Origin of the sequence: Paraburkholderia sp. (assembly GCF_035948235.1) — a bacterium.
Taxonomy (GTDB): domain Bacteria; phylum Pseudomonadota; class Gammaproteobacteria; order Burkholderiales; family Burkholderiaceae; genus Paraburkholderia.
Map to the genome: position 1 here is coordinate 25,603 of NZ_DASZJJ010000219.1, position 10,030 is coordinate 35,632.

Below are 10,030 nucleotides of genomic sequence, written 5' to 3' on the forward strand. Positions count from 1 at the left end.
GGGGCGTCAGTGGGTGAGTGGAGCGCTTTTCGCGCGTCAGGGCTGCTGGGCGCGAAAAGCGGTTCTTGCGTTTGCGTCAGATAATCAGGACTGCAGCGAAATCGCCGTGGGTGCGTGCTCGGGCTTCTCGGCGAGTTCCTCGAACTCGTTGATGGCGTCGATTTCTGTGCCCATCGAGATATTCGTCACGCGCTCGAGGATCACTTCGACCACCACCGGCACGCTGTACTCGGCGGCCATCGACTGCGCCTGCTTGAGCGCCGGAGCGATCTCTTCCGGCTTGAACACGCGCAGCGCCTTGCAGCCCAGACCTTCGACCACGGTCTTGTGATCGACGCCATAGCCTTCCAGCTCCGGCGCGTTGATGTTGTCGAACGCGAGCTGTACGCAGAAGTCCATGTCGAACTGGCGCTGCGCCTGGCGGATCAGGCCCAGATACGAGTTGTTCACCAGCACATGCACGTAGGGCAGCTTGAACTGCGCACCCACGGCCAGTTCCTCGATCATGAACTGGAAGTCGTAGTCGCCCGACAACGCCACGATGGGGCGCGACGGATCGGCTGCGCGTACACCCAGCGCTGCCGGAATCGTCCAGCCGAGCGGGCCCGCCTGGCCGCAGTTGATCCAGTTACGCGCCTTGTAGACGTGCAGGAACTGCGCACCGGCGATCTGCGACAGACCGATCGTGCTGACGTAGCAGGTGTCGCGGCCAAAGGCCTTGTTCATTTCTTCGTAGACGCGTTGCGGCTTGATCGGCGCGTTGTCGAAGTGGGTCTTGCGATGCATCGTGGCCTTGCGCTGCTGGCAGTCCGCCACCCATGCGCTGCGGTCCTTGAGCTTGCCCGCCGCCTTCCATTCCTGCGCGACTTCGACGAACAGTTCGAGCGCCGCCTTGGCGTCCGAAACGATGCCCAGATCGGGGCCGAACACACGGCCAATCTGCGTCGGTTCGATATCGACGTGCACGAACTTGCGGCCCTTCGTGTAGACCTCGACGCTGCCCGTGTGGCGGTTGGCCCAACGGTTGCCGATACCCAGCACGAAGTCCGAGGCCAGCATCGTCGCGTTGCCGTAGCGGTGCGAGGTTTGCAGGCCGACCATGCCGGCCATCAGCGGATGGTCGTCGGCAATGGCGCCCCACGACATCAGCGTCGGAATCACCGGCACGCCTACCGTTTCCGCGAACTGCACGAGCAGGTCTTCAGCCGCCGCGTTGAGCACGCCGCCACCGGAGACGATCAGCGGCTTGTCGCTGGCGTTGAGCAATTCGAGCGCGGCTTCGATCTGCTTGCGCGAGGCGCGCGGCTTGTAGACCGGCAGCGGCTCGTAGGTGTCGATGTCGAATTCGATTTCGGCGAGCTGCACGTCGATCGGCATGTCGACCAGCACCGGACCCGGACGGCCCGAGCGCATCAGGTGGAAGGCCTGCTGGAACACGCGCGGCACGAGCGCCGGTTCGCGCACCGTGACGGCCCACTTGGTGACCGGCTTGGCGATCGATTCGATATCGACGGCCTGGAAGTCTTCCTTGTACAGACGCGCACGCGGCGCCTGGCCCGTGATCGCGAGAATCGGAATCGAGTCGGCCTGGGCCGAGTAGAGACCGGTGATCATGTCGGTGCCCGCCGGGCCCGAAGTGCCGATACACACGCCGATATTGCCCGGCTGCGCACGCGTGTAGCCTTCGGCCATGTGCGAGGCGCCTTCGACGTGACGCGCCAGCACGTGGGTGATGCTGCCGGCCTTCTTGAGCGCCGAGTAGAACGGATTGATGGCGGCGCCTGGCACGCCGAAGGCGGTATCGATGCCTTCTTTTTCGAGCACCAGCACGGCGGCGTCGACGGCTCTCATTTTGGCCATGATTGTCTCCTGAATGTCGCAAAAACCTTGGATGGCGCGCTGGAAATAGCGCGCAGGAAATACAGCGCTTGTGGGTCACTGTAGGGGCGTACGAAAGGTTTGATAAGATCAGTCCGAGTCGCTTATTTCGAAACAAAAAGTATTGAATGTCCGCCGGACGGGGCACGCCGACGGGACAGGAGACAAAACATGGACCGCTTCAAGCAGATCGAGACCTTCGTGCGCGTCGCGGAGGCGGGCAGCCTCGCGGCGGCGGCGCTGGAGGAGGGGGTGTCGCCGGTTATCCTCGGGCGGCGCATCGACGCGCTGGAAAAGCGCTTGGGCGTGAAGCTGATGTACCGCTCGACGCGGCGGCTGGTGGTGAGCGAGGAGGGTGGCGCGTTTCTGGAGCGCTGCCGCGGCCTGCTGGCGGAATGGGAGCAGGCCGAAAACGAGCTATCGGCCGGGCGGCGGGTGGTGAACGGGCATCTGATCGTGTCGGCGCCGGCGGCCTTCGGGCGCAAGCACGTCGCACCGCTCGCGCCCGAATTCCTCGCCGATAAACCGGAGCTACAGGTGTCCTTTAACCTGACCGACCGCGTGGTCGATCTGGTGCGCGAGGGTTACGACCTGTCGATTCGCATCGGCGGCGCCGTCGATCCGAACTTCGTCGCCGTGAAGCTGGCGACCAACCGGCGCGTGGTGTGCGGCACGCCCGACTATTTCCGCCGCCACGGCAAGCCGAAGACACTCGAAGACCTGCCTGGCCACAATTGCCTCGCCTTCAACCTGCAGGGTGGCCAGAACCGTGGCTGGTATTTCCGCCGCAACGGCAAGCTCGCGACGGTGCGCGTGGGCGGCAATCTCGACTGCAACGATGGCGAACTGCTGCATCGCTGGGTGACGGAAGGGCTGGGGCTCGGTTGGCGCTCGACCTGGGAAATCGACGCACAACTCGCGCGCGGCGAACTGGAGACCGTGCTCGATGAATACGCGCTGCCCGATTACGACATTCTTGCCGTCTATCCGCAGCAGCGCTATGTGCCGGCCAAGGTGCGCTATTTCATCGACTATCTGAAAGAGGTGTATGCGCGGCCTGGGTACTGGAGTGGCGTAGTCTGAATGACGACCTGGCCGGCGACGATCACTCTGCGGCGCGTGAACCCGCTTGCGTGGGGCGTTTGCGCAGGACATGTTGCTCTCCTCGCTTTGGGGAAAGAGGTATTGATCCGACGTTTGGGGACGTCGGCTGACCGCGCGATTTATTTTCGTTTTCGGGCGCATCGAGCGGGAATAAACTGGCCTTCAGGCAGGTAATGCATGCAGTGAGGCAACGCGACGGCACGCAGCGCGAGATGTCGATGAACGACGTGCGGCACGAGGGGACGACGTGGGCGAAACCGCGAACGGGCGGCACGAAGGCCAGGGTGATCAGCAGATCGGCGACGCGCAGGCGGTCGCGGCGCGTAGTCGCCGTTTCCAGGCGCTGGCGCTGCCGCATCTGGACGCGGCCTATAACCTCGCGCGCTGGCTCTCGCGCAATCCCGGCGACGCCGAGGACATCGTGCAGGATGCCTTTCTGCGCGCGTTTCGCTTCTTCGATACGTTTCGCGGCGACGAGGCGCGGCCCTGGCTGCTCGCCATCGTGCGGCGCGTCTGGTACGACGAGTGGCGGCGGCGCGCGGGCGCGCAGGAGGTGGCGCCGTTCGACGAAATGCGCGACGACGTCGCGCCCGAGGGCTGGGACACGGGCGGCGTCGATCCGGAAACGCTTGCGATCCGCGCGGAATCTTCGCGCCACGTCCATGAGGCGTTGCAGCGCCTGCCGGTCGAGTATCGCGAAGTGCTGGTGTTGCGCGAACTGGAAGAGCTGGAGTACCGCGAGATCGCCACGGTGATCGACGTGCCGATGGGTACGGTGATGTCGCGGCTCGCGCGAGCGCGCAAGCGCCTTGCCGCGCTGCTGGCGGCCCAGGGCCATGACTCGGGCCGGGGCGGCAAAGAGAATGGCGATTTAGCAGTCGGGGGAAGTAGCAGTAAAGCCTGGAGACCATCCGGCCGGGGGCCAGACGGCCGGTTCCGCGAGGGGCCGGCCGTCGACGGCGGAGCGCACGAAGCGCGTGCGCAGGATCGCCCCGTCGGCCCACGAACCACGGAGGCGCCTGATGAACTGTGACGAAGCGCGCCCGCTGGTCGACGCCAGCGTCGACCATGAACTGTCCGCCGCCGATGAATGGCGCGTGCGTGAGCATCTGGCAGGCTGCGTGCCGTGCCGTCGCGCCGTAGCGCAGGTCGAAGCGGTTTCCCGTATCACCCGCGAGGCGCCGTATCATCGCGCACCGGCAGGGCTGGCTGCGCGCATTGTCGCCGCGTTGCCGCCCGTGGTCGCGGCAGACGGCGCTGAAAATCCCTCTGAACGCACGCCGGAAAGGGCCGCGCCCGCGCGTGGCCGTGGCTGGCTTGATGGCTTGCGCGGTTGGCGCGACCGGCTGCGGCCAGGCGCGGCTACTACGGGACCGTCAGGCGTGGGCACAGCAGGGCTGGCCTGGGCGGGCAGCGGTGTGCTGCTGCTTTGCGCGCTCGGCGTCGCGCTCACGCTGCATCTGCGTACTCCCGCCGCCGACGGCGCTTTCGTCGACGAGCTGGTCGCCAGCCATATCCGCGCGCAGATTTCCGGGCGCGATATCGACGTCATCTCCACCGACCGGCATACCGTGAAGCCCTGGTTCAACGGACGTATCGACTATGCGCCGCCGGTCGAGGATTTCGCCGCGCAGGGCTTTCCGCTGGTGGGCGGGCGGCTCGATTACGTGGGGCGCGAGCGCGTCGCCGTGCTGGTGTATCACTTCCGCAAGCACGTGATCGACCTGTACGTGTTCCCGTCGGGCACGCCTGGTAAGCCGGGCGAAGGGCAACAGGGCGCGACGCCGCGCGTGAGCGACGGCTATGCGCTGCTGCGCTGGCAGGCCGCCGGCATGACCTGGTGGGCCGTCACCGATGCGGGGCCGGATGCGCTGGTAGGTCTGCGTGCGGCGCTCGTGGCGCGTCTGGCGGACGGCTCTCCGGGCGTGGAGGCTCGCCCCTAGTTACGCCGCCTGGCGGCGTTTGCGCCCGGAATCGCCGTTGTACGCCTTCCGTGCTCCCGCTCCGACGCGCCAAGTCCTTGAAAATACGCCTGAAACGACGTGCGCGCCGCTGAATCCAGTTGCGGGAGGCGGCTTCCCGCGCTATACTCTTCGGCTTCTCACTTGCCGCACCGGTTCCGACGCCCGGGTGGCTTTAATCCACAAGGAGTGAATATGCGTCATTACGAAATCGTATTTATCGTGCATCCCGATCAAAGCGAGCAAGTGCCCGCGATGATCGAGCGTTACAAGGGCACGATCACGTCGCACGGTGGCCAGATCCACCGTATCGAAGACTGGGGCCGTCGCCAACTGGCCTACATGATCGAGAAACTCGCGAAGGCTCACTACGTCTGCATGAACATCGAATGCGACCAGACGACGCTCGACGAACTGGAACACGCGTTCAAGTTCAACGACGCTGTTCTGCGTCACCTCATCGTCAAGATGAAGAAGGCCGAAACCGGCCCGTCGCCGATGATGAAGGAAGTGCAGCGCGAAGAAGCCAAGAAGGCGGCTGCCCAGCCGACCGAAGCGCAGGCTTAAGTTTGTAAGCCATCAGGATTTGCGTAACTCATTGCTTAAGCCCACTGCGTGAACAGGCTGCAACTCACGGCTAGCGTCGTCGAACGCGAACCGGTGCGGTATACCCCCGCCGGCGTTCCGATTGCGAGCGTCACGTTGCAGCACCGCACGGAAGTCGTCGAAGCCGGGATTCCCCGCTTTGTCGAACTGACGATGCCCGCGGTAGCGGCCGGCAAGGCCTGCGGTCTGGTCGAAAGTTGTGCGTTGGGCGTGGAAGCGCTCTTCACCGGCTTTCTGGCGAAAAAGCACCGCAATGCGCGAACCCTGGTGTTTCACATCACCGAAATGCAAGGCACAGGAAAGGACTAATCATGCCCCGCCCGACTGGTAAGAAATTCGACAAGCGTCGTCAGCAACAAAACCCGCTCTTCAAGCGCAAGAAGTTCTGCCGCTTCACGGCTGCAAGCGTCGATCAGATCGACTACAAGGACATCGAAACGCTGAAGGACTTCATCGGCGAAAACGGCAAGATCACGCCGGCACGTCTGACGGGTACGAAGGCCCACTATCAGCGTCAGCTGGACACGGCTATCAAGCGCGCGCGTTTCCTCGCGCTGATGCCGTACACCGACCAGCACAAGGCCTAATAAGCGACGCGATAAGGAGCAATTGAATGCAGATCATTCTTCTGGAAAAAGTCGTCAACCTGGGTAACCTGGGCGACATCGTCAAGGTCAAGGACGGTTACGCACGTAACTTCCTGATCCCGAACAAGAAGGCACGCCGTGCTACGAAGGACGCAATCGCTGAATTCGAAGTCCGCCGCGCTGAACTCGAAAAGGCTGCTGCTGAAAAGCTGGCAGCTGCTCAAGCCGAAGGCGAAAAGCTCAACGGCCTGACCGTCCAGATCGGCCAGAAGGCTGGCGTGGACGGCCGTCTGTTCGGTTCGGTCACGAACGCAGACATCGCTGAAGCACTCGTCAAGGCTGGCTTCGCAGTGGAAAAGATGCAAGTGCGTCTGCCGGAAGGCCCGCTGAAGATGGTTGGCGATCACCCGGTGCAGGTTGCCCTGCACACGGACGTCCTCGTCGACGTCACGGTGTCGGTGCTGGGCGAACACGCCTAAGCACGTTGCCGGCGGCCCGCAAGGGTCGCTTGCCGTCTTGCGACGCAAGAAAACAGGAAAGGCAGGAGCCGCAGGGCTTCTGCCTTTTTTGTTGCGCGCACGGTTGCCGCGCGCTCGTTGCGCTGTCGCCGGACTGCTTTTTTGCGCTTTTTGAAGCTTGTGAGCGCTCGCCCGCTGCCCGATAATTGCCCTCCATGAACGCTCCGAAAGATCCCCAACTCGAATCGCTGAAAGTCCCGCCGCATTCGATCGAGGCCGAACAATCGGTACTCGGCGGCCTGCTGCTGGATAACGGCGCCTGGGACCGGATTGCCGACTTCCTCTCGCAAAGCGATTTCTATCGCTACGATCACCGCGTCATCTACGAACATATCGGCCGCCTGATTGCGTCTTCGCGTCCGGCCGACGTGGTGACGGTGTACGAAGCGCTCGGCAACTCGGGTAAGGCCGAGGACGTGGGCGGGCTCGCGTACCTGAACGCGCTGGCACAGAACACGCCCAGCGCGGCGAACATTCGCCGTTACGCGGAAATCGTGCGTGACCGCGCAGTGCTGCGTCGCCTCGTTTCCGTGGCCGACGAAATCTCCGCCGACGCCTTCAATCCGCAGGGCAAGGAAGTGCGCCAGCTGCTCGACGAGGCAGAATCCAAGGTGTTCTCGATCGCCGAAGACGGCGCGCGTGGCACTCAGGGCTTCCTTGAAATCGGGCCGCTGCTCACCCAGGTGGTCGAGCGCATCGACACGCTCTATCACACGGCCAACCCAAGCGACGTGACGGGCACGCCCACGGGCTTTATCGACCTCGACCGCATGACTTCGGGCATGCACGGCGGCGAACTCATCATCGTGGCGGGCCGTCCGTCGATGGGTAAGACGGCGTTCTCGATGAACGTCGGCGAATACGTGGCGGTGGAGTACGGTCTGCCGGTCGCGGTGTTCTCGATGGAAATGCCGGGCACGCAGCTCATCATGCGTATGCTTGGTTCGGTCGGACGGCTGGACCAGCACCGTATGCGCACGGGCCGCCTGACGGACGAAGATTGGCCCAAGCTCACGCACGCCGTGCAGAAAATGAGCGAGGCGCAGATCTTCATCGACGAAACCGGCGGTCTGAACCCGATGGAACTGCGCTCGCGCGCGCGGCGTCTGTCGCGCCAGTGCGGCAAGCTCGGCCTCATCATCATCGACTACCTGCAGCTGATGAGCGGTTCGGGTGGCGGCGAAAACCGTGCGACGGAAATTTCCGAAATTTCGCGTTCGCTCAAGAGTCTCGCCAAGGAACTCGACGTGCCCGTGATTGCGCTCTCGCAGCTCAATCGTGGCCTCGAACAGCGTCCCAACAAGCGTCCGGTCATGTCCGACCTGCGCGAATCGGGCGCAATCGAACAGGATGCCGACGTCATCCTGTTTATTTACCGCGACGAAGTCTACAACCCCGACAGCCCTGACAAGGGCACCGCCGAGATCATTATCGGCAAACAGCGTAATGGCCCGATCGGGCCAGTACGCCTCACGTTCCACGGTCAATACACGAAGTTCGACAATTTTGCGGGTGCGCAGAACTTCTACAGCGAATGACATCGCGTCACGCTGGAATTTGACCTGGAGTCAAGCCGGAACCCATTGCCGTTGCGCCATAGTGGCGCAAATGCTGCTTGGGTAGCCGGCGACAAGTGCGGCCTCCAGTCCGTAACGCTACAATATTGCCGTTTTATGACGGCCATCTTGCCGTTTTGTGACGGCAACTCGAGACCATTACCGGGATTCCAATGTTCGGTCGATTCATGCCCACCGAGGGCAAATAAATATGGTTTCGGCTTTATAAGTGCACCATCAACGGAATACAAGATTTTCGATAAGGTCTTGATTTGTAGGCTTTTTAAGACCTTTCGGTCTGAAAGATGTGTTCCACATGGCTTGTAACCCGCGAAATTATTTTCCGTACGTTTTCCGTACTCCGCTCCGTACTCTTGGTATGCTGTCGCGTACACAAGAAACGGGGTGCGCATGGCGACGACGAAGACAACAATCAACCTCACCAACCCAACGGCGCGCGGAAAGCTGATCGCGCGCCGCGAACCATACTGGACGAAAATTCAGGCGGGCTTGTACCTTGGCTTCCGCAGGTCAGTAGACAAGGGTGGCTACTGGATCGGTCGGCGCGCGGGCGAGGGTGAGACGCGCTATGAGTACCTGAACATCGGTAGCGATCAGGATTCAGCCGAAGCCGCAGGCATCGAGCACACTAGCGCGCTCGCGAAAGTCAACGAGTGGAATACGGAACGGTTGCGCGGAATCAGCGACGGTAGCGAAACTGTGTCCGATATCTGCCGGGTCTACGTGGAGTGGCTGCGCATCAGCGAGAAGCGCGGCCCGAAGTCTGCCTATGACGCTGAAAAGCGGTTCGAACGCTTGGTTTATAACGCACCAATCGGAAAGACTCGATTCAAGGACTTGAAGGAAATTCAGGTCCTGAAGTGGCGCGCCGCACTTGTCGAGGATGATTATGAAGACGACGAAGAAAAGGCGCGGAAGCAGGACAGCGCCAACCGAAACTTCAAATCGTTCCGGGCTGCTCTGAATTACGGCGTGAAGAAGAAATACCGGTCGGACGCCGATGCTTGGAAAAGCATCGAGCTAATCCCCGATGTGGGCGCGAGTCGTGAAGATTTTCTTGGGGCAGCGCAGCGCAAAGCGTTTATTGGTGCAATGCCGGAAGATTTGCAGAAACTCGCGACGGCATTATTGATGACCGGCGCGCGACCTGGCGAAATGGCGAAGGCGCAAATTGCACACTTCGACAAGGATGCAGGGATTCTGAAGCTGAAGGGTAAGACGAAGAAATGGCGTGACGTATATTTGAGCGACACGGCGCGCGCCTTCATCGCAGAGAATGCAAAAGGGAAAATCGGAAGGGCGTTTATTTTTACGCGTGCCGATGGCGAGCAATGGCAGGCGCATATGTGGTGTTCGATTATTCGACAGAAGTTTCGACCGGCAAGCGAGGAAAACAAAAAGGGTGAGGGCTTGGCGGCGAAGCTTGGCTTGCCATTGAATATCGTTATGTACCATTTGCGCCACGCCTATATCTCTGAGAGTTTGGCGCAAGGTATTGACGTGTTCACGGTTGCCCGACTGTGCGGTACTTCCGTTGAAATGATCCAGAAGCACTATCACAAATTCATTCCGAGCAATATTCAGGAGCGACTGAGTAAAGTTGCGATCATCTGACAACGCGGGGCCGAATGCCGACAGAAAACAGGAGGTAATAAAAAGATGGCGCATCGTCCACGACGCGCGGGAAGCGTCTTTCGTGAAGATATTAGCCCTGCGCATCGAATATTCGCGGTAGTAGGGCTTGCCGCGTTTGCCGTCCTCTTCGTCTGGCTCGCAACCACCTTGCAGTTACGAATCAG

Annotated in this window: 10 protein-coding genes; 9 read left to right on the forward strand and 1 reads right to left on the reverse strand. The window is 61.8% G+C overall.

The window, feature by feature from the left end:
* Positions 1-84: 84 nt before the first annotated feature.
* Positions 85-1,860, reverse strand: a complete 1,776-nt coding sequence (gcl, locus tag VG320_RS18780) for a glyoxylate carboligase (RefSeq protein WP_327201587.1) — start codon at positions 1,858-1,860, stop codon at positions 85-87.
* Positions 1,861-2,049: 189 nt separating this feature from the next.
* Here gcl and VG320_RS18785 point away from each other — a divergent pair, with 189 nt between their 5' ends.
* The 9 genes from VG320_RS18785 (at position 2,050) to VG320_RS18825 (ending at position 9,845) form a co-directional block, all read left to right on the forward strand.
* Positions 2,050-2,961: a substrate binding domain-containing protein gene (locus VG320_RS18785; protein ID WP_327201589.1), complete on the forward strand. Its 912-nt coding sequence runs from the start codon at positions 2,050-2,052 to the stop codon at positions 2,959-2,961.
* Between the two features lie 268 nt (positions 2,962-3,229).
* Positions 3,230-4,015, forward strand: a complete 786-nt coding sequence (locus VG320_RS18790) for an RNA polymerase sigma factor (RefSeq protein ID WP_327201590.1) — start codon at positions 3,230-3,232, stop codon at positions 4,013-4,015.
* Positions 4,005-4,925 (forward strand): anti-sigma factor, encoded by a 921-nt coding sequence (locus tag VG320_RS18795; protein ID WP_327201591.1) that lies wholly within the window; start codon positions 4,005-4,007, stop codon positions 4,923-4,925. Before VG320_RS18790 ends, VG320_RS18795 begins: the two co-directional genes overlap by 11 nt.
* Before the next feature lie 213 nt (positions 4,926-5,138).
* Positions 5,139-5,510 carry a 30S ribosomal protein S6 gene (gene rpsF / locus VG320_RS18800; protein WP_028204897.1) on the forward strand — a complete coding sequence of 124 codons (372 nt, stop codon included), beginning with the start codon at positions 5,139-5,141 and terminating at the stop codon, positions 5,508-5,510.
* Between the two features lie 48 nt (positions 5,511-5,558).
* The gene (priB, locus tag VG320_RS18805) at positions 5,559-5,858 is read left to right on the forward strand and encodes a primosomal replication protein N (protein WP_103705909.1); all 300 of its coding nucleotides are present in this window, start codon (positions 5,559-5,561) and stop codon (positions 5,856-5,858) included.
* Positions 5,859-5,860: 2 nt separating this feature from the next.
* Positions 5,861-6,136, forward strand: a complete 276-nt coding sequence (gene rpsR / locus VG320_RS18810) for a 30S ribosomal protein S18 (protein WP_327201592.1) — start codon at positions 5,861-5,863, stop codon at positions 6,134-6,136.
* 26 nt (positions 6,137-6,162) lie between these two features.
* On the forward strand, positions 6,163-6,615 hold the full coding sequence (rplI, locus tag VG320_RS18815) for a 50S ribosomal protein L9 (RefSeq protein ID WP_327201593.1): 453 nt from the start codon (positions 6,163-6,165) through the stop codon (positions 6,613-6,615).
* Between the two features lie 194 nt (positions 6,616-6,809).
* Complete coding sequence (locus tag VG320_RS18820; RefSeq protein WP_327201594.1) at positions 6,810-8,192, forward strand: replicative DNA helicase; 1,383 nt, start codon at positions 6,810-6,812, stop codon at positions 8,190-8,192.
* A gap of 429 nt (positions 8,193-8,621) precedes the next feature.
* Positions 8,622-9,845: a tyrosine-type recombinase/integrase gene (locus tag VG320_RS18825; protein ID WP_327201595.1), complete on the forward strand. Its 1,224-nt coding sequence runs from the start codon at positions 8,622-8,624 to the stop codon at positions 9,843-9,845.
* The last annotated feature ends 185 nt before the right edge of the window (positions 9,846-10,030 follow it).

Coding starts and splice junctions, on each gene's coding strand:
- VG320_RS18785 (WP_327201589.1), top strand. CDS start 2,050: ATGGACCGCTTCAAGCAGATCGAGACCTTCGTGCGCGTCGCGGAGGCG.
- rplI (WP_327201593.1), top strand. CDS start 6,163: ATGCAGATCATTCTTCTGGAAAAAGTCGTCAACCTGGGTAACCTGGGC.
- VG320_RS18795 (WP_327201591.1), top strand. CDS start 4,005: ATGAACTGTGACGAAGCGCGCCCGCTGGTCGACGCCAGCGTCGACCAT.
- gcl (WP_327201587.1), bottom strand. CDS start 1,860: ATGGCCAAAATGAGAGCCGTCGACGCCGCCGTGCTGGTGCTCGAAAAA.
- rpsF (WP_028204897.1), top strand. CDS start 5,139: ATGCGTCATTACGAAATCGTATTTATCGTGCATCCCGATCAAAGCGAG.
- VG320_RS18820 (WP_327201594.1), top strand. CDS start 6,810: ATGAACGCTCCGAAAGATCCCCAACTCGAATCGCTGAAAGTCCCGCCG.
- rpsR (WP_327201592.1), top strand. CDS start 5,861: ATGCCCCGCCCGACTGGTAAGAAATTCGACAAGCGTCGTCAGCAACAA.
- VG320_RS18825 (WP_327201595.1), top strand. CDS start 8,622: ATGGCGACGACGAAGACAACAATCAACCTCACCAACCCAACGGCGCGC.